Origin of the sequence: Micromonospora parva (assembly GCF_000718515.1) — a bacterium.
GTDB classification, from domain to species: Bacteria; Actinomycetota; Actinomycetes; order Mycobacteriales; family Micromonosporaceae; genus Micromonospora; species Micromonospora parva.
In genome coordinates this window covers 21389-45077 of the sequence record NZ_JNZS01000004.1, presented here as the reverse complement: position 1 = coordinate 45077, position 23689 = coordinate 21389, and the positions used below count along the sequence as shown (strand labels likewise).

The window sequence follows — 23689 nt, the reverse complement described above, 5'->3', positions numbered from 1 at the left end:
ACGGGAACGAACTCGGGTCGGCGTACGTCAGATTCGGCATGAGGACTCTTCGGTTCGCCGTCCCCGCGCTTGCTGTCTGCGTGGCGCTGAGCGCCTGCGGCAACCAGGGCGGGGTGGGCGGCACACCAACCCCCACCCCGACGGGAGCGCAGCCGGTGACCAGCCAGCCCACGCCCGACCCGACCGTCTCGCCAGCGACAGTCACCCCCACCCCGCCGCCCGGAGGAAAGACTCCGAAACCGGGCGGCCCGAGCACGCCGCCGGGCGTCGGGGCCACCACGGTGAGCGGCACCGTGCAGAGCGGTGTGGAGCCCGGGTGCGTACTGCTCGGCGAATACCTGCTGCTCGGTGGCCCGCGTGACGTGCTGACGCCGGGCGCACGCGTCGAGGTCACCGGTCGGGTGGAGCCCGGCATGATGACCACCTGCCAGCAGGGCACCCCGTTCGTGGTGGAGAGCGCCCACCGGTCCTGACCACCCACCCTGACACGCGGGAGCCCGCCCCCGAACATGGGGACGGGCTCCTGCCGGCGTTACCAGCGGATCAGTTCACGGCCCCGATGGACACGTTGCCGCGACCCACGATCGCGCCCTCGGACGTGACGATCGCCAGCTCACCGGAGAGCTGACGCCCGTCGGCCGGAACGGCCACCGCGGTCACCGTGCCGGTGATGGTGGCCGACTCGCCGTGCATCAGCGGCACCGCGACGGCCGGAGCGGTGATCGTGCCCAGCGACGCGGACGCGAACGCGTCGTAGTAGTCGTAGGCGGTGCTCGTGCCCGGCCCGTCGACCCCGTACGGCTCCACCACGACGCGGTAGGTGCCGGCCGGCGGGTTGTTCAACGTCACCGCCTCCTCCGAGTCGCCGTCGGCGGCCCGACCGACCTCGGTGGCACCCCGGTAGACGAACAGGTCCAGGTCTGCGCCCGCGTTCGCGGGGTTGCCGATCCGGGCGGTGAACGTCGAGGTGCCCGCCGGGATCTCGACGGTCCACTCCTGGTTGGGGCCGCCCTCGGTGATGGTCGGACGCTCGGTGCGGACACCGGTCAGCGCGCCACTGCGGCCGCTGACCGAGACCGGGCCGAAGGCGTTGGTGACGTTCCAGCTCACCGGGGTCGGCTCGCCGGCCTCGACGCTGGGCAGCTCGACCAGCGCCGGCTCGACAGTCAGGCCCTGCACCCGCACCTGGAGCTTGAACGGGTTGTTCAGCGCGGGGGACGTCCGCCGCGACTCCACCTCGATCTCCCAGACCCCGGGAAGCGGGTTCTGGTAGTCACGCTCCTGCGGCTTGCAGACGTTGACGTCGGAGAAGTTGGTGTAGCAGACGGTGCTCGTGGTGGCCTCCACCGGCACACCCAGCGGGTTGATCGCGATGAAGCGGGTCTGCGAACCGGTGGCGATCCCGGAAAGGTTCACCTGGAGCGCCTTGGCGCCCTCCGGCACCGTGACGAAGTACGACGTGAAGCCGTTCCGGTCGACCGAGCCCTCGTTGGCGTACGAGAAGGTGGGCTTCTTCACGTCGTTCGAGGCCACCACCACTGTGGACACCTCGAAGTCGACGACGTTGGTGGCCGGGTCGTCGATCCGCATGATCGCCCCGTGCGCACCCTCGATGGCCGGCTTGGCGGTGACGCTGATGGTGACGGTCTTGTTGAGCGGCAACGCGACGCTCTTCGGTGCCTTGAAGGTGCCGTCGTTGCCCTGGAGCGTGACGTCGTGCCTGATGGTGCCGGCCGGCCCGCTGGTGCGGGTCAGCTTGACCGGGTAGGTCTTGCTCTGGCCGACCCTGTGGCCGCCCTCGGACGAGGTGCAACGGTTGTAGACGCCGGTGCCCCGACCCGGGTTCGGCACGAACTTCACACCGTTCCAGATGGTCAGCTGGTCGGCCAGGGGGCTGCAGACCGGCGCGTCGGAGACGTACGACCGGGTTTCGACGCCCTGACGCAGCAGCTGCCAGGCACCCGGAACGTTGACCATGCCGTAGCCCTGCGCGTACGTCGGCACGTCAGCGATCGGCTTGGCGGAGCTGAACAGCGCCCGCCGCAGCGCGGCCGGGCTGACGCCCCGGTCGGTGGCCTTGGCGGCCGACAGCAGCAGTGCGCCAGCGCCAGCGGTCTGCGGGGACGCCATCGACGTGCCGTTCAGCATCGCGTAGCCCGGAGGCAGCGCGTATCCGGCCTCGGGGACCGGAGCGCCGAGCTGCCAGGTCGGTGCGGTGGAGATGGCCGAACCGGGGGCGGCGATGTTCGGCTTGAAGCCGCCGTCCTCGCGCGGGCCACGGGAGGAGAAGTTGAACAGGGCGTTCTTCTTCTTGACGACCGAGCCGTAGTTGGCCAGCCAGGTGTCCTTGCTGATGGAGGCGGCAACGCTGATCACGTTGCTGGCCACCGACGGGTCGCCGACGGTGTTGAGACCCGGGCCGGAGTTGCCGGCCGAGATGACCAACTGCACGCCGTACGTCTCGATCAGTTCGTTGTAGAGGTTCGTCCGCGCGTTGTTGCCGTCGTTCAGGCCCGGCAGGCCACCGATCGACATGTTGACGATGTCGACGCCACGGTTGGCCACCAGGTCGATCATGCCGGTGGTGAGGGCCGCCGCGGTGCAGCCGCCGCCCCAGGAGCAGGCCCGGGCGGAGACCAGCTTGGCGCCGGGCGCGGCGCCGTCGAAGGCCCCGTTGCCGAGCATGTCGTTGGCGGCGGTGATGCCGGCGACGTGGGTGCCGTGGGTGCTCTCGACGATGCCGATGTTGACGTAGTCGTAGGTGCCCGGCAGCCCGATCGGCGTGGTGTTCACGTTCTTGCGGAACTCGACGACGAAGGGCTGCCGCTCGGCGACCGGCGTCGCCGGGTTGTCGGTGCCGAAGTAGCCGATGTCGTACTTCTCCTTGTACGGCCGCATGATCGGGTCGTCGGTGAAGTTGAGGTTCTGGTTGGCGTCCACCCAAATGTTGTTGGTGGCCGGGTCGTAGAGCACACCCCAGGTGTCGGTGGTGTCGCCGTCGCGGTTGACGTCACCCCGGGCGTCGCTGTTGGTGGTCACCGACTCGCTGAACAGGTTGAACCGGTACGCGCCGGCCGGCGCCGTCCAGGTGCCACCGGCGACGGTGAACGACGGGCCGGCGACCTCGGCCTGCATCCGCCGCCAGGTGCCGTCCTCCAGCGGGTCGGTGGCGGTGACCCAGTCGACGATCTTGCGCTCGCCGGTGGTGGTCTGCTGCAGGGCCGGGTGGGCCAGGTCCACGCCGGAGTCCATGATGCCGATCGTGACGCCCCGGCCGTCCCACTCCGGGTGGGCCGCGGTGAACGCCACCGCGCCGGTCTCGTTCGTCGGCATGTACGGGTTGTCGGCCGGGGTGGTCGCTCCCGGCGCCCCGACGGTGGCCTGCCGAGCGCCAGCGGTGCCGGTGGTGGTGCGCTCCGGGGTCGGGTCCGGCAGTTGGATGACCTCGTCCAGGTCGACGGCCGAGACGCCGGGCAGCCGCGCCGCCTTGAGAACGCTGTCGGTCGGGACCTTGGCCAGCACGAAGCCGACCCGGTCCTGCCGCTGGCTGACCGTCCCGCCGAGCTTGGTCAGGCTGTCGGCGACGTCCCCTGCCTCACCCTTCTCGGTGGCGACGATCAGGGTGACCGTCGGGGCCTTCTTGGCGCGGGCCTCGCCGAGCAGTTTGGCGTCGTGCGCGCCCAGCGTCTCGGCGGCGGTGGCCGGGGAAGCGTCAGGTGTGGTGGCGGGAGCGGCGGCCGCGGTGGCGGCACCGCCGACGGCGCTCGCCGCCAGGACCGACGCGAAGAGCGCGGCTGAGGTGCGCCGGCTCAGGTTTCGGAGTCTGCTCACGTTCTCTTTACCTCCAGAGAACAGGGCCCCTCAGAGAAGGGCGCTCGGGTGAGCAGAATCTTTCGTGGTATCGATGAACACTGTCACTACCGGTCAGTCCCTTGTGACCACTTCGTGACATGAGGGCACACGCACTGTCACATGGCCGGTGAGCGGGCCTCGACCTCGCCGTCGGTCGGATCGACCAACTCGGGTGCCTGCGGCTGCCGGGGCGTCAGCTCGACCTGGGCCGGCGTGGCCAACTCGTCGTCCGAGACGCCCAACTCGGCGAGCTTGCGGGCGCTGACCAGCACCCGGGCCTCCAGCGAGCCGACCGCCCGGTTGTAGGCGGTCACCGCGCCCGCCAACGAGGACCCGAGCTTGCCCACGTGATCGCCCAGGGTGGACAACCGGCCGTACAGCTCCCGGGCGAGGGTGTGCACCGCGAGCGCGTTGCGGGCCAGCGCCTCCTGCCGCCACGAGTAGGCGACGGTGCGGAGCAGGGCGACGAGCGTGGCCGGCGTGGCGAGCACCACGTTGCGGGTGAAGGCGTGCTCCAGCAGCGTCGGGTCACGCTGGAGCGCGACGTCGAGGAACGGGTCGGCGGGGACGAACAGCACCACGAACTCGGGTGCGCTGTCGAACGCCGACCAGTACGACTTGGCGGCCAACGCGTCCACGTGCCCCCGCAGGTGCCGCGCGTGCGCGTCGAGGTGGGTGTCCCGGCCCCGCTCGTCGCGGGCCTCCATGGCGGTCAGGTACGCGTCGAACGGCGCCTTGGCGTCCACCACCACCGAGCGACCGCCGTGCAGCCGGACCACCAGGTCCGGGCGGACAACCTGCCCGTCGTTGTCGGCGGTGACCTGCTCGGAGAAGTCGCAGTGCTCCAGCATGCCGGCAGCCTCGACGATCCGGCGCAGTTGGTGCTCGCCCCAGCGGCCCCGCACCTGCGGTGCGCGCAGCGCCGCCACCAGCTGCTTTGTCTCGGTGCGCAGCTCACCGGAGACCGCGTTCATCGAGCGGACCTGCTCACGCAGCTCGGCGTACGCGTCGACCCGGTCGTGCTCCAGCTCGGCCACCCGCTGCTCGTAGCGGCGCAGGGTGTCGTGCAGCGGCGCGACCGCCCGGGCCACCGCCTCCTGGGACTGCGCGGTGGCTTCGTAGCTCAACGCCCGCATGGACTGCTCCAGCCGGCCCTCGCCCTCCCGGGTGGCGGCCAGGGTGGCGTCGAGGCGGGCGATGTCGGCCGCCGAGCGGGACCGGGCCGCGAGCCAGCCCACCGCCCCGCCGACACCGAGGCACACGATCACCAGGAGCAGCGTCGAGACGTCCATCACCGGAGCTTGCCAGACGGATACGACGTGACACCCGGGGGTACGTTCGATGACATGGAACTTCTGCTCTGCCTCGCCGTGGTGCTGGTCGGCGCGCTGGGCGCAGCCGCGCTCATCCGCGCCCAGGCCGGTGCCCGCCGACGCACCGAGCTCGGCGACGCCCGCGCGGAGGCGCAGCGGTGGTACGAGCGCCTCGGCGGCCAGTTGATGAACCTGCACGGCGACGACCCGGCGGTGCGCCAGGCGCTGGCCGACGCCGGTGAGCGGTACAACGCGGCGGGCTCCCAACTGGAGCAGGCGTCCACGCCGCACCAGTTCGCGCTGGCCCGGGAGACCGCGCTGGAGGGGTTGGCGTACATCCGGGCGGCGCGTACGGCGTTGGGCATCGACCCGGGCCCCGAACTGCCGACCCTGGCCGCCGCGCGGGGCGTGGGGCAGCTCACCAAGGAGCGCGAGGTCGACGTGCAGGGGCAGACCTTCCGGGCCGGGCCGCAACCCGGCCGGGAAACGCCCTACTACTACCCCGGTGGGCGTTATCAGGGTCGGCCGGTGCCCGCCGGCTGGTATTCGACGCCGTGGTGGAAGACGGCGCTGGGCGCCGGGGCCGGCGTGCTCGGCGGCATCCTGATCGCCGACGCGCTCTTCTCGCCCGCCTTCGCCGACCCCGGGTACGGCTACGACGCCGGCTACCAGGAGGGCTTCGGTGACGGCGTCGACCAGGGCGGCGACGGCGGCGACCAGGACTTCGGCGGCGGCGACCAGGGTGGGGATTTCGGCGGCGGCGACTACGCCGGTGGGGATTTCGGCGGCGGTGACTTCGGCGGTGGGGGCTTCGGCGGCGGTGACTTCGGGGGCGGGGATTTCGGCGGCGGCGACTTCTGACAGTCGTCCGCAGACCCACGAAACGGGCCCCGGTCACAGCGACCGGGGCCCGTCGTCGTACCTGATGATCAGCCGGTGTTGCGCATTCCGGCGGCGATGCCGTTCACGGTGGTGAGCAGCGCGCGTTCCAGGGCGGTGCCGTCGCTCGGTGCGCGTCGACCACCCGGGGCGGTGGCGATGGCCCGCCCGGCGGCACCCGACTCCCGGTACTGCCGCAGCAGCGCCACCTGCAGGTGGTGCAGCGGCTCCAGGTAGGTGTCGCGGACGGCCAGGGTGCGCTGGAGCACCGGCGAGTTTTCCAGCAGGGCCGGTGAGGCGGTGACCGCCAGCACCTCCCGCTTGGTCAGCTCGTACTCCCGCTCGATCTGCTCGAAGATCGGGTGCAGCTTCTTCGGCACCAGCGTCTCGACGTACCGGCGGGCGATGCTCAGGTCGGTCTTGGTCAGCATCATCTCGACGTTCGACAGGAACGTGCGGAAGAAGTGCCAGTTACGGTGCATCTCGGCCAACACGTCCGCCAGCCCCGCCTCGCGGGCGGCGGCCAGCCCGGAACCGACGCCGAACCAGCCCGGCACGATCTGCCGGGTCTGCGTCCAGCCGAACACCCACGGGATGGCCCGCAGCCCGGACAGTCCCGCGCCGGTGTTCGGGCGCTTCGCCGGCCGGGAGCCGATGTTGAGCGCGCCGAGCAGTTCGGTGGGGGTGGACGCCCAGAAGTACGCCGGCAGGTCCGGGTCCTCGACGAGCGACCGGTAGGACCGGAACGCCGACTCGGAGACCACGTCCATCGTCGCGTCCCAGCGCTCCAACATCTCGGCCGGCTGCCGGGGCGCGGTGTGCAGCAGGGTCGCCTGGAGCACCGCGGCGAGGGTCAACTCCAGGTTCTCCCGGGCCAGCGAGGGCAGGGTGTACTTGTCGGAGATCACCTCGCCCTGCTCGGTCACCTTGATCGCGCCGTCCATCGTGCCGTAGGGCTGCGCCAGGATCGCCTCGTGCGTCGGACCGCCACCACGCCCGACCGTGCCACCCCGGCCGTGGAAGAGCCGCAGGTGCACGCCGTGCCGGGCGGCCACGTCGCGCAGCGCGCGCTGCGCCCGGTGGATCGACCACTGGCTGGTGGTGATCCCGGCCTCCTTGTTCGAGTCGGAGTAGCCGAGCATGACCTCCTGCACGTCGCCGCGGGCGGTGACCAGCGCCCGGTACGCGGGCAGTGACAGCAACTCGTCGAGGAGCTCACCGCCGGCGTTCAGCTCGGCCGGGGTCTCCAGCAGCGGCACGAACCCGATCCGGGCCCGCCCGCTGTGCACGTCCACCAGGCCGGCCTCGCGGGCCAGCACCACGGCGGCCAGCACGTCGTCGACGCCCAGGGTCATCGAGATGATGTACGACTCGATCACCTCGGCGCCGAACCGGTCCTGTGCCTCCCGGATGGTGCCGAACACGTCGAACGTCTTGCGGGCCGGCTCGGTGAGCGACGTGTCCAGCGTGGACAGCGGCCGGCGGCCGGTCAGCTCGTCGGCGAGCAGCTTGGTGCGTTCCAGCCGGGTCAGCGCCGGGTAGTCGGAGACCTCGCCGACCGCCTCGTAGAGCTGCGCGAGCACCGCGTGGTGCGCCTCGGCGTGCTCCCGGACATCCATGGTGGCCAGGTGCAGGCCGAACGCGGAGACCGTACGGATGGTGGAGGCCAGCCGGCCGACCGCGGTGAGCTGCCCGGAGTTGCGGGCCAGCGAGGCGCGCAGCAGGTCCAGGTCGGCGACCAGCTCGGCGGAGCCCCGGTAGTCCCGACCGGGCACGTGCGCGGTGCCCTGACGCAACCGCAGCCGGGTGTTGGCGAGCTTCGCCTTCACACAGCGCGCCTTGAGCCGGTACGGCTCCTCCGCGTTGACCCGGCGGAAACGCTGCGCCACCTCGGGCAGCGCGTCCAGGTCGGCGGCGAGGCTGGCGGAGAGGTCCAGGGACACCCCGCGCAGTCGGCGGGACACCGAGACCTCGTTGATCAGGTGGTCCATCGCCTTCTCGGTGGCGGCGATGCCGTGCTCGTGCTGGATGGTCAGCACCTCGCGGGTGACCGCCGGGGTGACGAACGGGTTGCCGTCGCGGTCGCCGCCGATCCAGGTGCCGAAGCTCAACGGCCGGGCCGTCGGTGAGGTCTCCACGCCGAGCGTGCGCAGCGTGTCGGCCAGATCGTCGAGCACCTGCGGGGCGGCCTCCGCGTACAGGTCGCGCAGGTAGTAGATCGCGTTGCGGGCCTCGTCGGTCGGGTCCGGCCGGTCGAGTCGCAGCTCGTCGGTCTGCCACATCAGGTCGAGCAGCTCGGCCAACCGGCGGTTGGCCGGGCCCTCGTCGCTGGCGCCGTAGAGGATCGCGTTGGCGGTCTCGGTGTCCAACTCGTCGGCGATCGCCCGCAGCTTGGACAGGATCGACCGACGGGCCGCCTCGGTCGGGTGCGCGGTGAAGACCGGTCGCACCGCGAGCCGGCGAGCGGCGTTGGCGATCTCCTCGGCCGGCACCCCCCGCTCGGCGATCATCTTGGCGGCCTGGTCCAGCCAGCCGCCCTGCACCGCGCGACGGCGGCGCAGATCCCGGGCGCGGTGCACCTGCTCGGTGATGTTGGCCAGGTGGAAGTAGGTGGAGAAGGCGCGGGCCAACTTGGTGCCGGTGGTCACGTCGAGCCCGCCGAGGCGCTGCGCGGCCGCCGGGGCGTCGCTGCGGACCTGGGCGCGGATCTCCTCGACGAGGTCGAGCAGCGGGCGACCCTCCTGGCGGGCCAGGGTCTGGCCGAGCAGGGTGCCGAGTCGGCGGATGTCGGCGCGCAGTGCGGCGTCCGGGCCGTCGTGGTCGTGCTGGTCGGTCACGATGCGCTCCCTTGCGTGGGTACGAAGGACAGCGCTGTCCGACTTACTGGATGGTATCCGCGCGGACCGGATGTCTGGAGGGCCCCCGGGTGATCCACTGCCTCCGGACGTGTGTTTTGCGGCGTGATCTCAACCACCATGATCGGTCCGCGCGGGCAGACGGTGGTGTGCGCCGGGACCGGAACATAGGGCGCTACTGAGCAATTTTCTTCAAGACGCGGCGGCCCGACGGCCCGAGGATGGTTCCTGCCGGACCGGAGGCCGTCCTGGCGGCGGGGGCACGCGGGCCTGTTCGGGGAGGCCCGACGCCCCGGTCGCGCGTGCCCGAGAGGGCGCCGCAGGTCCGCTGACGGGGCCTCCCCGACGGTGTCCGCACCCGCCGACGGGTCAGCCCGACCCGGTCCGGGTCTCGACCGCGGGGGTGAGCAACCGGCGCAGGCGGGCCGGTGGATGGCCCACCTGCTCCCGGACCACCCGGGTCAGGTGTGCCTGGTCAGCGAACCCGTACTCGGTGGCCAACGCACCGAGCGGACGACCGTCGGGCTCGGCGAGCGTGTCCAGCACCGCCCGTACCCGCAGCCGGTTCCGGTAACTGGTCAGGCTGCTGCCGGTCATCCGGTGGAAGACCCGGCTGAGGTGGTGCGGCGAGCTGCCCACCTCCCGGGCGACCTCGTCCAGGCTGAGCGTGAAACCGGAGTTGGCCAGCACCTCCCGAGCCCGGTCGGCCAACCGCCGGTGGGCGACCAGCGTCGCCGGTCGACGGCGGACCGCCGGGTCGAGCCCCTCGTCCGCGCCGAGCGGGCTGTGCCGCAGCAGGTGGGTCAGGAACCGGTGCAGCCGCTCGGCCATCTCGAACCCGTCCAGCCCGCGCCGGAACTCCGCCACCAGAAGCCGGTGCGCCAGGTCCAGCGCCGCGTCGGAGGATCCGGACCACCCACCCCGGTCCAGCCAACCCTCCGCGTCCGGGCGGGCCGCCAGCACCACCGGGTCGATCTCCAGGCAGGTGTACGAGTCACCGCAGCCGAACGGGTGGGCCACGGCGAGTTCGTCGCCGGGGCGGGTGAGCAGCACCGAGGTGGCGTCGGAGAGCTCGACCCGACCGTTGAGCCGACGCCGGTACGCCCCGGAACGGCCCAGGATGACCTTGTGCCGGTCCACGACGGTGGACTCCGTCCAGCCGTGGTCCTCCACGATGCACCGCGCCTGGTAGGCGAGCATCCCCTCCGGGTGCCCCAGCACCCGCCACCGGGCGGGTGTGGTGCGGCGACGCGGATCACTGCCGACTCCCTCGGCGGGCATCGTTCCCTCCCCAGACGTGACGGTGGTGGGTCAGGTGTCGCTGCTGTCGGGCCTCACGTGCCGGCGGAGACGACGGCGAAGGCGCGAACGGGGAACGTGCCCATGCCGGCCACCATCGGGGGGGCCGCCGTGAACCGGAACCCGCTCGGCGGCAACGCGCCCAGGCCGGTCAGGTGCTCCACGATCGGGATGCCGGCGGCGAGCAGCGCGCTGTGCGCGGGGCGTACGCCGGCGGCAGCCGGGCCCATGTCGTCGATGTTGATCGAGTCGATGCCGACCAGCGCCGCCCCAGCCTCGACAAGCGCCTGGGCGGCGTCCCCGGTCAGGTACGGCGCTTCCGGCGCGCCGTACCGCTCGGTGCCGAAGTGCGCATCCCACCCGGTGTGCAGCAACACCGCCCGACCGGCCACCTCGTACGGGGCCAGCATGAGCCGGTCAACCGCGCGGATGCCGGCCGGCACCCGGACCACCACCCCCGGTAGGTCGGCGAGACGGTCCAGCGACACAGCGGTCAGGTCGTCCCGGCCGGCCCATCGGTGAGCGGGCGTGTCCAGGTACGTGCCGGTGTTGGCGATCATGTCGATTCGGGCCACGTGGAACTCGGTGCCCGGGGCGTACCGCTCCCGGGAGGCGGCGAAGGTCAACCAGTCGGTGATCCGGGGGCCCGGCCAACCGGGCAGGGTGGTCATCCCTTCGCTGATCACGTGGCTCAGCTCGACCAGCCTGCGGCCGGACGTCGGCTGATCGACGGCGACGCCCCGGCCGCCCTTGTGCGGTTCCTCGATGATCGTCTTGGCGCTGATCCGAACCTCGGCCACCATCAGCAGCCCGAGGTGCCGGACGAACAACGCCGCCAGGTCGTCGTCGCTGATCTGCCGACCGGGAATGTCCAGTCGGAACCCCTCGGTACGCAGCCCGCCGCCGTTGGCGAAGCTCACCTCCGCGTCGAACTGTGCCCGCCACTGCTCACCCATCCCGAAACCCGACCACGCCAGCCGCCATTCGGTCAAGATCCGCTGCGAGGGCTGGTGGCGCCGGGCGGCGCGGTCCCAAGATCTCGCAATATCCAGGATGTAGTGGCATCGGCGCGTCGCTGAGGCCACTACATCCTGGTTCGAGCGCGATCTTCGGCGCGGGGCGCGGGGCGGCGTGGACCTGGGCGGAAGGGGGTGACTGTCGGTCGACGGGGCTAGGCTTGTCGTCGTGCACCCCCCGTCCGACTGGACGAGGGGCCGCCGTCGTGTGCGTCGACTCCCCGGGAAGGATTTCCCTTGCTCACCGGTCTGTTTTCCGCCGCCCTGGCCGACCCCGGGCTGGCCCGGGCGCGTGACCTGGCGCGCTCCGGTGCCGCCCAGGTAGACGGCCTCGACATCACCGCCCCGGCGGCGCTGCGCCCGTTCGCCGTCGCGGCGGTCGCCGCCGACAACGACGGGGCCGGGCGCCCGGTGCTCGCGGTGACCGCCACCACCCGGGAGGCCGACGACCTGGCCGCCGCGCTCGGCGGGCTGCTGCCGGCCGAACAGGTAGTGGTCTTCCCCTCCTGGGAGACGCTGCCGCACGAGCGGCTCTCCCCACGCTCGGACACCGTGGGTCGACGGCTGGCCGTGCTGCGCCGCCTCGCGCACCCCGAGTCTGCCGACGCGCACGGCCGGACCGGGCCGCTGCGGGTGGTCGTGGCCCCGGTGCGTTCGCTGCTCCAGCCCCAGCTCAAAGGGCTCGGTGACCTGGAGCCGGTGCAGCTCGCCGCAGGCGAGGAGGCGGACCTGGAAGAGGTCGCCCGCCGGTTGATCGACATGGCGTACGCCCGGGTCGACCTGGTCACCAAGCGCGGCGAGTTCGCGGTACGCGGCGGCATCCTGGACGTCTTCCCGCCCACCGACGAGCACCCGTCCCGGGTCGAGTTCTGGGGCGACGAGGTGGAGGAGATCCGCACCTTCGCCGTCGCCGACCAGCGGACCATCGAACAGGTCCCGCTGCTGTGGGCGCCGCCGTGTCGCGAGCTGCTGCTCACCCCGGCGGTGCGCGACCGGGCCGCCGCGCTCGCCGAGCAGCACCCGGAGTTGGCCGAGATCCTCGACAGGCTGGCCGAGGGAATTCCGGTGGAGGGGATGGAGTCGTTGGCCCCGGTGCTGGTCGGTCCCGACTCGCTGGAGCTGCTGCTGGACGCCATGCCGGTCGGCACCCACGTCCTGCTCTGCGACCCGGAGCGGATCCGCACGAGGGCGCACGACCTGGTGCGTACCTCGGAGGAGTTTTTGCAGGCCAGTTGGGCCGCCGCCGCGGTCGGCGGCCAGGCCCCGGTGGACGTCGGCGCCGCCGCCTTCCGCACCCTCGGCGAGGTACGCGCCGCCGCCGGCAAGCTCGGCCAGCCGTGGTGGACGCTGTCCCCGTTCGGTCTGGTGGAGGGCGAGACGGCCGAGACGCGGCAGCCCTGGGAGGACGCGCCGGAGCAGGCCGCCGTCACCCCTGACGACGCCATCGCGGTGACCCTCTCCGCCCAGCCGGCACCGCTCTATCACGGTGAGACCTCGCGGGTCGTCGAGGACCTCAAGCGTTGGTCCGGCGACGGCTGGTCGATCGCGCTGGTCTTCGAGGGGCACGGCCCCGCCCAACGGGCGGTGGAGGTGCTGCGCGACGCCGGCCTCGGCGCCCGGTTGGTGCAGGAGGTGCCGACCGCGCCCGCCCCCGGCGAGCTGGTGGTCACCTGCGGCGCGCTGGGCAGCGGGTTCGTCGACGAGGCGTCGCGCTTCGTGCTGCTCACCGGCAACGATGTGACAGGCGGTCGGGGCACCTCGACGCGGGACATGCGCAAGATGCCGAGCCGGCGGCGCAACACCATCGACCCGCTGGAGCTCAAGGCCGGCGACTTCGTGGTGCACGAGCAGCACGGCATCGGCCGCTACGTCGAGTTGGTGCAGCGGACCGTCAACGGGGCCAGCCGGGAATACCTGGTCATCGAGTACGCGGCCAGCAAGCGGGGCCAGCCCGGCGACCGGTTGTTCGTCCCCACCGACCAGCTCGACCAGCTCTCCCGCTACGTGGGCGGTGAGCAGCCGACCCTGCACAAGATGGGCGGCTCGGACTGGCAGAAGTCCAAGGCCCGGGCCCGCAAGGCGGTCCGGGAGATCGCCGCGCAGCTCATCCAGCTCTACGCCGCCCGCAAGGCGTCCAAGGGTCACTCGTTCGGCCCGGACACGCCGTGGCAGCGGGAGCTGGAGGACGCCTTCCCGTGGCAGGAGACTCCGGACCAGCTCGCCGCCATCGAGGAAGTCAAGCGGGACATGGAGCAGACCGTCCCGATGGACCGGCTGATCTGCGGCGACGTCGGCTACGGCAAGACCGAGATCGCGGTCCGGGCGGCGTTCAAGGCGGTGCAGGACGGTAAGCAGGTGGCGGTGCTGGTGCCGACCACCCTGCTGGTGCAGCAGCACTACAACACGTTCGCCGAGCGGATGAGCCAGTTCCCGGTCCAGATCCGGCAGCTGTCGCGGTTCCAGACGGCGAAGGAGACCGAGCGGACGTTGGAGATGGTCGCCGACGGCACCGTCGACATCGTCATCGGCACCCACCGGCTGCTCCAGACCGCCACCCGCTTCAAGCAGCTGGGCCTGGTGATCGTCGACGAGGAGCAGCGCTTCGGTGTGGAGCACAAGGAGCACCTGAAGACGCTGCGCGCGTCGGTCGACGTGCTGAGCATGTCGGCCACCCCGATCCCGCGCACGCTGGAGATGGCGATCACCGGCATCCGGGAGATGTCCACCATCGCCACGCCACCGGAGGAGCGGCACCCGGTGCTCACCTTCGTCGGCGCGCAGGACGACCGGCAGGTGGCCGCGTCCATCCACCGTGAGCTGCTCCGCGACGGGCAGGTCTTCTACCTGCACAACCGGGTCGAGTCGATCGACCGGGCGGCACGGCGGCTGCGGGAGCTGGTGCCCGAGGCGCGGGTAGCGGTGGCGCACGGCCAGATGGGCGAGGACGCCCTGGAGAAGGTCATGGTCGGCTTCTGGGAGAAGGAGTTCGACGTCCTGGTCTGCACCACGATCGTCGAGTCGGGCATCGACATCCCGAACGCCAACACCCTGATCGTGGAGCGGGCCGACCTGCTCGGCCTGGCCCAGCTGCACCAGATCCGCGGCCGGGTCGGCCGGGGCCGGGAGCGGGCGTACGCCTACTTCCTCTACCCGCCGGAGAAGCCGCTGACCGAGCATGCCCACGAGCGGTTGGCGACCATCGCCCAGCACACCGAGTTGGGTGCCGGCATGTACGTGGCGATGAAGGACCTGGAGATCCGGGGCGCCGGCAACCTGCTCGGTGGCGAGCAGTCCGGGCACATCGAGGGTGTCGGCTTCGACCTGTACGTGCGGATGGTCGGCGAGGCGGTCTCCGCGTTCAAGGGTGAGCGGTCGGAGGAGGAGACCGACGTCAAGATCGACCTGCCGGTCGACGCGCACCTGCCGCACGACTACGTGAGCGTGGAGCGACTGCGTCTGGAGATGTACCGCAAGCTCGCCGAGGCGCGCGACGAGGAGCGACTGGGCGAGGTCATCGCCGAGATGACCGACCGGTACGGCGAGCCGCCGGCCCCGGTGCAGAACCTGGTGGAGGTGGCCCGGTTCCGCCTGTTGGCCCGCCGCTACGGCCTGACCGACGTGTCCATGCAGGGCAAGCACGTCCGCTTCGGGCCGTTGCCGTTGCCGGATTCGAAGCAGATGCGGCTCAAGCGCTACCACCCGGATGCCGTCTACAAGCAGGCCACCGACCAGGTCAGCGTGCCCCGACCGACCACCCGGCGCATCGGCGGCGAGCCGCTGCGGGACCAGGCGCTGCTGCAGTGGTGTGCACAACTGCTCTCCGATGTGCTCGGTGCTCCCGCCCCGCTCGCCGTCGCGGCGGGTTGAGGCGGGTCCGTGGTGTGGTGGGGGCCGTCACAGGCTGGGGGAGGGCATGAGAGAGTGACGGGTATGCGTGCTCGCCGTGTGATCGCCGCCGCCAGCGTCGCGGCCCTGGGTGTCCTCTCCCTCGCTGCCTGCGGCAAGTCCGCACCGAACATCGCCGCTTATGTCGGTGACACCGCCTATTCCGTGGACCGGGTCGACGCGATCTACGACGACGCGCAGACGAAGTACGGTGACGCCGTCCGGCGGGAGGCCGGTCAGGCGGGGGCGACGCCGTCTCCGGAGCAGTTGCGCGCCGCGGTGACCCGTCAGGACGTGGTCAACCTGCTGGTCAGCCTGGACCTCGGCAAGCGGGTGGCGGCGGCGAAGAACATCCAGGTGCCCGACGAGGTCAGCCCGCAGCAGCTTGAGCAGAACCTGCGGGTGCCGGCGAGCACCGAGTACGCCAAGCTCTGGGGTGACTGGATCGACCTGCTCCAGGTGCTCAACCAGCAGCTCCCGCCGGCCGAGCTGAGCGACGATTCGCTGATGGCCGTCTACGACGCCCTGACCAAGACCGGGGCGATCGACGCCGGGATGTCGGTGGCCAACGTCCGTCAGGCGTTCGGCGACGGCGGCTTCGTGCGTAGCGCCACCGCCCTCAGCACCGCGCTCGAGGAAGAGGCGCGCCGGGTCGACGTCACGATCAACCCGCGCTACCGGGCGGTGGGCGTGCCGTCGGTGGTGAGCACCGGCCAGTCGCTGGTCTTCTACTCGCTGCCGTACATCAACGAGGCCGGCCCGGTCACTGACATCTCCACCCCGGAGCCGCTGCCGTCGAGCGGCGCGCCGAGCGACGAGGCTCCCGCACCGGAGCAGGGCACGGCCAGCTGAGCATGTCGGCGCGGATCGTCCTGCTGGTCACCTCACCCCGGCTGCCGGCCGGCCTGTTGACCTCCGCGGCCTGGGACGTCGTACGCCAGCACCCGGTGTTGACCGGCTCGGACAGTGAGATGGTCACGGCCGTGCGTCAGGCGGGCGCCGAGGTCACTGTGGTGGACGGCCCGGCCACGCAGCCGTTGCTGGACGCGGTGGCGGCGCACGGCACCGTGGTGTGGTTGGCCGGTCCGACGGGTGACGAGGCGCTGGCCCGGGAGTTGGGCCTGCGGCTGGCCCGGCAACCGGGGTTGGCCGAGATGGAGCTGATGTACGGCTCGTGGGATCCGCCGGGCGCCCGGCTGCTCGACGCGGTGGCCGTGCTGGACCGGCTGGCCTCGCCGGGTGGCGACCCGTGGAAGCGGGCGCAGACGCACCGCAGCCTCGCCGGCTACCTGCTGGAGGAGAGCTACGAGGCGTACGACGCGATCAGCGCCGACGACACCGACGCGCTGCGCGAGGAGTTGGGCGACGTGTTGTTGCAGGTGGTGCTGCACGCGCGGCTCGCCGAGGAGTTGCCCGAGGATGAGCGGTGGTCCATCGACGACGTGGCCGGTGGCCTGGTCGACAAGATGATCCGGCGTAATCCGCACGTCTTCGCCGGTGCCGAGGTGGGCACCCTGGAGGAGATCACCGAGAACTGGGAGCGGATCAAGCGCGCGGAGAAGGCGCGAAGTTCGGTGCTGGACGGCGTGGCCCTGAGTCAGCCCGCGCTGGCTCTGGCGGCGCAGATCCTGGACCGTGCCGCCCGCCGGGGCATCGAGGTTGCGCCGCCGCTGCCCGACGCCCAACCGGACGCCGAAGCGAGGCTGGGAGCCAGCCTGCTGGCCACGGTCGCGGCGGCCCGCGAGGCAGGCCTCGACCCCGAAGCCGCCCTCCGCCGCGCCACCCTGGCCCACGCCGATCTCATCCGCACCGCCGAACCGCCACCGGCAGACCCGCGTTGACCATGAAGTTGTTGCCCCGACACGCCGAGGCGAACGGCAACAACTTCATGATCGACGGAACGGGGCGGAACCGGCCGACCACGGTGGGGCGGTCGGTAGGGTGGGCGGGTGGAAGCGTTTGGGGTGCTGGCTGAGCGGGTCGTCGAGGCGTTGCTGGAGTCGCGGCCGGGGGTCGCCACCGCCGCCGGGGACCACCGGTTCGACGACCGGCTGCCGGACCTGTCCGCCGACGGGTTGACCGCCGACCGGGCGATGCTCTCCGACGCGGCCAACGCGCTGTCCGAACTGGACCCGGACTCCCTCGACGTCGACGAACAGGTCGACCACGCGCTGCTCACCTCATTCGTGGACCGGGAGCTGTTCGAGCTGACCGAGATCCGGTCGCACGAGTGGGATCCGTTGCGGCACAACCCCGGCCCGCTGCTGCACCCGCTGCTGGCCCGCCCGTACGCCCCCGCCGAGGTGCGACTGACCCAACTGGCCGGGCGGCTCGCCGCCGTACCGGACGCCCTCGCCACCGCCCGCGCGACGCTGCGGGACATGCCGCGGATCCACGCGGAGACGGCCGTCGGGCAGTTCACCGGCACGGCCGCGCTGATCCGCGACGAGCTGCCGGCGCTGCTCGCCCAGGCGCCGAGCCAGCTCGACCGGGTCGAGCCGGCGGCCACCGCCGCGATCGCCGCGCTGGACGAGTTCGTCGCCTGGCTCCGGGCCGGCCTGGCCGCCGATGCCGGTCCCGGCCGTGACCCGCGACTGGGCCGACGTCGCTGGGAGGCCCGGCTCTGGCACACCCTCGACACCGAGCTGGGCGCCGCCGAGATCCAGCGGCGCGCGTGGGCCAACCTGGACCGGGTCACCGCCGAGATCCGTGCGGCGGCCGTCGAGCTGGTCGGCGGGCCGGCCGACGACGCGTCCGTACGGCGGGCGCTGGACCTGCTCGCCGCCGAGCACCCGAACGACGCGACGATCGTCGAGCTGGCCGCTGTGACACTGGACGAGGCCACCGACTTCGTCCGCGCACACGACCTGGTCACCCTGGTCGACGACCGGTGCGTGATCCAGGAGATGCCGGAGTTCGCCAGGGGCGTCGCGGTGGCGTACTGCGACGCGCCCGGCCCGCTGGAGACCGCCGCCGTGCCGACCTTCTACTGCATCGCGCCCACGCCGTCGGACTGGTCGGCGCACCGGGTCGAGTCGTTCTACCGCGAATACAACGACCACATGATCCGCAACCTGACGGTGCACGAGGCGATGCCGGGGCACTTCCTCCAACTCGCCCACGCCCGCCGCTACGTCGGTGGCACCCGGGTCCGCGCGCTGGCCGAGTCCGGCCCGTTCATCGAGGGCTGGGCGGTCTACGCGGAGGAGGTGATGACGGGTCTCGGCTTCGGTGGTCTGCCGGTGCGGTTGCAGCAGCTCAAGATGCAGCTACGGATGACCATCAACGCGTTGCTCGACCAGTTGGTGCACGCCGAGGACCTGCCCGAGGCCGAGGCGATGGCGTTGATGACCGGGCGCGGCTTCCAGGAGGAGGGCGAGGCGGCCGGCAAGTGGCGGCGTGCCCAACTCACCTCGACCCAGCTGTCCACCTACTTCGTCGGCTACAGCGAGGTGGCCGACATCGCCGCCGCCCGCCCGGACGGGGTGTCGGTCCGCGACTGGCACGACGCGATGCTCGCCCACGACTGCCCGCCCCCGCGCCACCTGCGCACCCTGCTCGGTCTCTGAGCAGGGCCGCCGCGCGGGCTTGGCGCCGCCGTCGGTCACCGTCGCGTCGATGTGCCGGCGCGAGATGGCGTACGCGGGCAGCGGTTGCGCCGGACGCGGGCCCGCCGCCGGGCGGTCGCCCGGCCTGGGCTCGGCCGGTTCGGTCAGGAGCCGCCGGGGCGGCGGTCGACGACGCCGGCACCGGCGGGCGGCTCGAACGCGTCCTCGTCGACGGTCGCGGAGTAGTCGCTCAACGCCAGCTCCACCGGCTTGCCGTCGACCGGCCCGGTGAAGCTGCCGAGCACGCCCTCGGTGGTCACGCAGGCGGTGAAGTCGCCGGACGAGCTCTCCACCGCCACGCAGGCGGCGTGGTGCCCGGCGACCGTGGTGTCGCTCTGCTTGATGACCGCCTGCGGGTCGAGCGCGGCGGCGGTGAGCAGGCCGACCACCACCGGCGGCGTGACGAGGCCCTGCCGGTTGGCCTCGCCGAACAGCGTCACGGTGGGCTTGCTGCCCGGGGTCGGCGGGGCGACCAGCGTGCACTCCGGGCGGGTGCCGGTTGTCGTGCACCGGGTGATGGCGTCCGGGGTGACGGTGAGTTGCCCGCCCGGGTAGGTGTACGTGGATCGCGCCGGGTCCTGTGCCTGCACGATCGCGGCGCGCTGGCCGCCGGGCAACTGGTAGGTGGCCGAGTAGGTCAACTCCAGTGCCCGGTCGAGCCGGGCGGCGAGATCGTTGACGAGTTCCGAGCGGCCCATGGCGACTCCGGCGTCCTCGAATGTCTGACAGCCGGTGACCGTGAGCGACGCGATGACCGACACGGCGAGCATGCGGAGGGTGGTCGAGGCGGCGGGCATGGCGACCAGCCTGGTGGATTTGGTCCGTGCAGCGCAAACCCGTTGCCGGTTGACGCCCGGAAATCCGGGAATGTCCGTCAACGCGGGGTGACCCGGGTGCGCGGGCGACGCCGTGCCCGTTCGCGCCGCCCGATACGCTGCGTTCAACACCTGCCTCAGCCGCACCGTCGCGGCCCACCCACGGACCGGATAACAACAACGAGGAGCGACTTAGTGGCAACCATCGAGGGAATCGTCGCCCGGGAGATTCTCGACTCGCGGGGCAACCCGACGGTCGAGGTCGAGGTCGGTCTGGACGACGGCACGGTAGCCCGCGCCGCCGTGCCCTCCGGCGCCTCCACCGGCGCCTTCGAGGCGATCGAGCTGCGCGACGGTGACGCCGACCGCTACCAGGGCAAGGGCGTGGAGAAGGCGGTCTCCAACGTCGAAGACAAGATCGTCGACCAGATCATCGGGTACGAGGCCAGCGAGCAGCGGCTGATCGACCAGAAGATGCTCGACATCGACGGCACCGACAGCAAGTCGGAGCTGGGCGCGAACGCCATCCTGGGGGTCTCCCTGGCGGTGGCGAAGGCCGCTGCCGGCAGCGCCGAGCTGAGCCTCTTCCGCTACCTGGGCGGCCCGAACGCGCACCTCCTGCCCGTGCCGATGATGAACATCCTCAACGGTGGCGCGCACGCCGACTCGAACGTCGACATCCAGGAGTTCATGATCGCGCCGATCGGCGCGCCCACGTTCCGGGAGGCGCTGCGCTCGGGCGCGGAGGTCTACCACGCGCTGAAGTCGGTGCTGAAGAAGAAGGGCCTCTCCACCGGGCTCGGCGACGAGGGTGGCTTCGCGCCGAACCTGCCGACGAACGCGGCGGCCCTGGACCTGATCGCCGAGGCGGTCGAGAAGGCCGGTTACCGGCTCGGCACCGACATCGTGTTCGCGCTCGACGTGGCGGCCACGGAGTTCTTCGACAACGGCACCTACACCTTCGAGGGCGCCGCGAAGTCCGCCGAGGAGATGAGCACCTACTACACCAAGCTGGCCGACGAGTACCCGATCGTGTCGATCGAGGACCCGCTGGCCGAGGACGACTGGAGCGGTTGGCAGACGCTGACCGCCTCGATCGGTGACCGGGTGCAGATCGTGGGCGACGACCTGTTCGTGACCAACCCGCAGCGCATCGCCCGCGGCATCGCGGAGAAGGCGGCGAACGCGGTTCTCGTCAAGGTCAACCAGATCGGTTCGCTGACCGAGACCCTGGACGCGGTGGACCTGGCCCACCGGGCCGGCTTCAAGTGCATGATGAGCCACCGTTCCGGCGAGACCGAGGACACCACCATCGCCGACCTGGCGGTGGCCACCGGCTGCGGCCAGATCAAGACCGGCGCGCCGGCCCGTTCGGACCGGGTCGCCAAGTACAACCAGCTGCTCCGGATCGAGGAGGAGCTGGCCGACGCGGCGCGCTACGCCGGCGCTGGCGCGTTCCCGCGCTACCGTTCGGCCTGAGACGCACGAAGCCTCGGGGGAGGGGTGTGACGATGCAGCAGCGCCGCACACCGGGTGGTCAGCGTCCCGCTCGCCGGCCGGGTCAGTCCGGCCGGCCGGGCGGCGGGCGCGCCACGCGGGGATCGGTCCGGGAGGCCGGCGTACGCGCCGAGCCGCGCGCCGCCGGTCGCGCGCCGGGTGCTGCCCGGGGCGCCGAGGGCGTGCGCTCCGCGAACCGTCCGGCCGCCGCTCGGCGTACCGCCGCCGGCGGTGCCGTGAAGCGGCTCGCCGCACCCCACCCCCGTGGCTTCACCGGTCGGGCCACGGTGCTGTTCGCGGTCCTGATCGCGCTCGCGCTGGCCTACACCTACCCGGTCCGGGTCTACCTGGACCAGCAGGCCGACATCGAGCGGATGGAGGCCGCCCAGGCGGCACAGGAGGCGGAGATCGCCAAGCTCGCCGCCGAGGCCGCCAACTGGAAGGACCCCGAGTACATCAAGACGCAGGCTCGGGAACGGTTCTTCATGGGCCGGCCGGGCGAGAAGATGATGGTGGTGCTGCACGACCCGGAGGGCGCCGCCCGGGACGCCGGGAAGCCGGCCGGCTCGGCCGCCCCGGCCGGGCCGGTGACCTGGTACGACACGCTCTGGTCGAGCGTGCAGGCGGCGGACAGCCAGCAGCCGGGCAAGTGAGCCACCGACCCACCGCACCGCACCGCACCAGGAGAGATGGCACCGTGACTGTCGTACCACCGTCGGAGCCGGCGGCGGATTCCGTACCCCTGCCGCAGCGTGAGCCGGCCACCGAGGCCGACCTGGCCGCGGTGGCCGCACAGCTGGGCCGGACGCCCCGCGGCACCCGGGCGGTCGCCCACCGGTGCCCGTGCGGCCTGCCGGACGTGGTGGAGACGACCCCCCGCCTCTCCGACGGCACCCCGTTCCCGACCCTCTACTACCTGACCTGCCCCCGGGCCACCGCGGCGTGCAGCCGACTGGAGTCGGCGGGGCTGATGAAGGAGATGGCGGACCGGCTGACGACGGACCCGGAGTTGGCGGCCCACTACCGTGCGGCGCACGAGGACTACCTCACCCGCCGGGAGGCGATCGGCGAGGTGCCGGAGATCGCCGGCATCTCGGCCGGCGGGATGCCGGGCCGGGTGAAGTGCCTGCACGTGCACCTGGGCCACGCGTTGGGCGCCGGCCCCGGGGTGAACCCGTTCGGCGACGAGACGTTGGAGCTGGTCGAGCCCTGGTGGTCGACGGGGCCGTGCGTGGACGTGCCGGCGGGCGAATGAGCACGCCGACTGCGGATCAGATCACGGTACGGCGGGCACGCACCGGGGATGTGCGGGGCATCCGGCGACTCGTCGACACCTACACCGACGACCGGCGGCTGCTGAGCAAGGCCACCGTCACCCTCTTCGAGGACGTGCAGGAGTTCCGGGTCGCGGTCCGGGCCGAGGACGACGTCGTGGTGGGCTGCGGGGCGCTGCACGTCATGTGGGAGGACCTGGCGGAGATCCGCACGGTGGCGGTGGACCCGTCCTGCCGGGGCCGGCGGATCGGTCACCGGCTGGTCGGTGAGCTGATCGACGCGGCCCGGGAGTTGGGCGTGGCCCGCATCTTCGTGCTCACCTTCGAGACCCGGTTCTTCGCCTCGTTCGGCTTCCGCGAGATCGACGGCGCGCCGGTGCCGCAGCCGGTCTACGAGCAGCTGCTGCGGTCGTACGACGAGGGTGTCGCGGAGTTCCTCGACCTGGAGCGGGTCAAGCCGAACACGCTGGGCAACACCCGGATGCTGCTGCGCCTGTGATCAGCCCTTGCGGGGGTGGGCGGCGAAGAAGTCCCACATCAGGTCGGTGGCGGACAGCCCCGCGGAGGACGCGGCGAGTTGGCCCGCTGTCGCGCCCGGCCAACTGTGACCCATGTCGGCGAGGGTGTAGACGCTGACCTCGCTGCCGTCCGCGCAGCCCGCCACCGTGTGCGTCACGCCCGGCACCCCGGCTGCCTTCGGGCTCGGCCGGCAGTTGAGCCGCTGCTGCCAGGTCCGTATCCCGGTCTGGAAGATCGTGGCGTACCGGTCCTGACCGCCGATGAAGGTGATCACGGAGACCGGGCTCTTCGGCACGTAGCTACCGGCCGTGGTCAACTCCCCGCTGTAGCCACCGCTGACCACCCCGATCGCGGCGAAGGTGCCGGTGCTCTCCACCGCCGCCCGGAAGCTCATGTCGCCGCCGTTCGAGATGCCGGTGAGGAACACCCGGTTCGGGTCCGCGTGCCAGGTCTGCACCAGATGGTCGGTGAGGGCGTCGAGGAAGCCGACGTCGTCGGCGCTGCCGCAGCAGATGAGAGCGTTGAAACCGCCGCCCTGCCCGTCGGGGTAGGCGACCAGCACGTTGTCCTTGTCGGCCCTGGCGTCCAGGCCCGCCAGCTCCCGCATCGCGGAGCCGGTGCCGGGATAGAAGTGCAGCGCGATGACCAGTGCGGGTGACCGGGTCGGGTCGTACCCTGCCGGCGCGTGCAGCAGGTAGGTGCGGTCGAGCCCGTTGTGTTTCAGGGTGAGCTGGTGGTCGCCGGCCGCCGGTCGTTCGCTCGACGCGGACGGCGCGGCTGGCGGGGCCGACGAGGGTTGCCCCCGCTCACTACAGGCTGCGGCCACGATCAGGAGGCAAAGCCCCGTCAACACCGCCACCGATCGCCGCACGCCGGT

17 protein-coding genes are annotated in these 23689 nt (G+C 71.9%); 10 read left to right on the top strand and 7 right to left on the bottom strand.

The genetic code is table 11. The annotated features are described in order from the left end of the window. Positions 1 to 38 precede the first annotated feature (38 nt). Positions 39 to 473, top strand: a complete 435-nt coding sequence (locus tag IF22_RS0104825) for a hypothetical protein (RefSeq protein ID WP_030328822.1) — start codon at positions 39 to 41, stop codon at positions 471 to 473. Between the two features lie 70 nt (positions 474 to 543). Here IF22_RS0104825 and IF22_RS0104820 read toward each other — a convergent pair whose 3' ends face one another. Beyond that, complete coding sequence (locus tag IF22_RS0104820; protein WP_030328820.1) at positions 544 to 3831, bottom strand: S8 family serine peptidase; 3288 nt, start codon at positions 3829 to 3831, stop codon at positions 544 to 546. A 137-nt stretch (positions 3832 to 3968) separates the two neighbouring features. Beyond that, positions 3969 to 5144: a DNA recombination protein RmuC gene (gene rmuC, locus IF22_RS0104815; RefSeq protein WP_030328818.1), complete on the bottom strand. Its 1176-nt coding sequence runs from the start codon at positions 5142 to 5144 to the stop codon at positions 3969 to 3971. A gap of 54 nt (positions 5145 to 5198) precedes the next feature. On the opposite strand from rmuC, the gene IF22_RS0104810 reads away from it, so the two are divergent. Continuing rightward, on the top strand, positions 5199 to 6026 hold the full coding sequence (locus IF22_RS0104810) for a hypothetical protein (protein ID WP_030328816.1): 828 nt from the start codon (positions 5199 to 5201) through the stop codon (positions 6024 to 6026). Between the two features lie 68 nt (positions 6027 to 6094). On the opposite strand, the gene ppc is transcribed toward IF22_RS0104810, so the two are convergent. From ppc to IF22_RS0104795, 3 genes are all read right to left on the bottom strand, one after another. Continuing rightward, a complete protein-coding gene (gene ppc / locus IF22_RS0104805; protein ID WP_030328814.1) occupies positions 6095 to 8881 on the bottom strand; it encodes a phosphoenolpyruvate carboxylase in 2787 nt (928 codons plus the stop codon). Positions 8882 to 9268: 387 nt separating this feature from the next. Further along, positions 9269 to 10180: a helix-turn-helix domain-containing protein gene (locus tag IF22_RS35770; protein ID WP_051708186.1), complete on the bottom strand. Its 912-nt coding sequence runs from the start codon at positions 10178 to 10180 to the stop codon at positions 9269 to 9271. 53 nt (positions 10181 to 10233) lie between these two features. After that, positions 10234 to 11154: a cyclase family protein gene (locus IF22_RS0104795; protein WP_030328810.1), complete on the bottom strand. Its 921-nt coding sequence runs from the start codon at positions 11152 to 11154 to the stop codon at positions 10234 to 10236. A 297-nt stretch (positions 11155 to 11451) separates the two neighbouring features. Here IF22_RS0104795 and mfd point away from each other — a divergent pair, with 297 nt between their 5' ends. The 4 genes from mfd (at position 11452) to IF22_RS0104775 (ending at position 18668) form a co-directional block, all read left to right on the top strand. Further along, a complete protein-coding gene (gene mfd / locus IF22_RS0104790; protein WP_030328807.1) occupies positions 11452 to 15081 on the top strand; it encodes a transcription-repair coupling factor in 3630 nt (1209 codons plus the stop codon). A gap of 63 nt (positions 15082 to 15144) precedes the next feature. Next, entirely contained in the window at positions 15145 to 15951 is an 807-nt protein-coding gene (locus IF22_RS0104785) for a hypothetical protein (RefSeq protein WP_030328805.1), read from the top strand. 2 nt (positions 15952 to 15953) lie between these two features. Then, entirely contained in the window at positions 15954 to 16940 is a 987-nt protein-coding gene (locus IF22_RS0104780; RefSeq protein ID WP_030328802.1) for a nucleoside triphosphate pyrophosphohydrolase, read from the top strand. Between the two features lie 108 nt (positions 16941 to 17048). After that, positions 17049 to 18668, top strand: coding sequence for a DUF885 domain-containing protein (locus tag IF22_RS0104775; RefSeq protein ID WP_030328800.1), 1620 nt, complete (start codon positions 17049 to 17051; stop codon positions 18666 to 18668). 143 nt (positions 18669 to 18811) lie between these two features. Here IF22_RS0104775 and IF22_RS0104770 read toward each other — a convergent pair whose 3' ends face one another. Further along, complete coding sequence (locus IF22_RS0104770; RefSeq protein ID WP_030328797.1) at positions 18812 to 19504, bottom strand: hypothetical protein; 693 nt, start codon at positions 19502 to 19504, stop codon at positions 18812 to 18814. A 213-nt stretch (positions 19505 to 19717) separates the two neighbouring features. Here IF22_RS0104770 and eno point away from each other — a divergent pair, with 213 nt between their 5' ends. Genes eno through IF22_RS0104750 form a run of 4 tightly spaced genes read left to right on the top strand, consistent with a single transcriptional unit; the run spans position 19718 to position 22792 of the window. Then, complete coding sequence (gene eno / locus IF22_RS0104765; protein WP_030328795.1) at positions 19718 to 21001, top strand: phosphopyruvate hydratase; 1284 nt, start codon at positions 19718 to 19720, stop codon at positions 20999 to 21001. 32 nt (positions 21002 to 21033) lie between these two features. Further along, positions 21034 to 21672, top strand: a complete 639-nt coding sequence (locus tag IF22_RS0104760; RefSeq protein WP_030328793.1) for an FtsB family cell division protein — start codon at positions 21034 to 21036, stop codon at positions 21670 to 21672. A gap of 44 nt (positions 21673 to 21716) precedes the next feature. Beyond that, a complete protein-coding gene (locus IF22_RS0104755) occupies positions 21717 to 22274 on the top strand; it encodes a DUF501 domain-containing protein (RefSeq protein ID WP_030328791.1) in 558 nt (185 codons plus the stop codon). Beyond that, positions 22271 to 22792: an amino-acid N-acetyltransferase gene (locus IF22_RS0104750; RefSeq protein ID WP_030328789.1), complete on the top strand. Its 522-nt coding sequence runs from the start codon at positions 22271 to 22273 to the stop codon at positions 22790 to 22792. The genes IF22_RS0104755 and IF22_RS0104750 overlap by 4 nt, the downstream gene beginning before the upstream one ends. Here the strand turns inward: IF22_RS0104750 and IF22_RS0104745 are convergent, their stop codons facing one another. Next, positions 22793 to 23638, bottom strand: coding sequence for a CE1 family esterase (locus IF22_RS0104745; protein ID WP_245233527.1), 846 nt, complete (start codon positions 23636 to 23638; stop codon positions 22793 to 22795). It abuts the gene before it with no gap. Between the last annotated feature and the right edge of the window lie 51 nt (positions 23639 to 23689).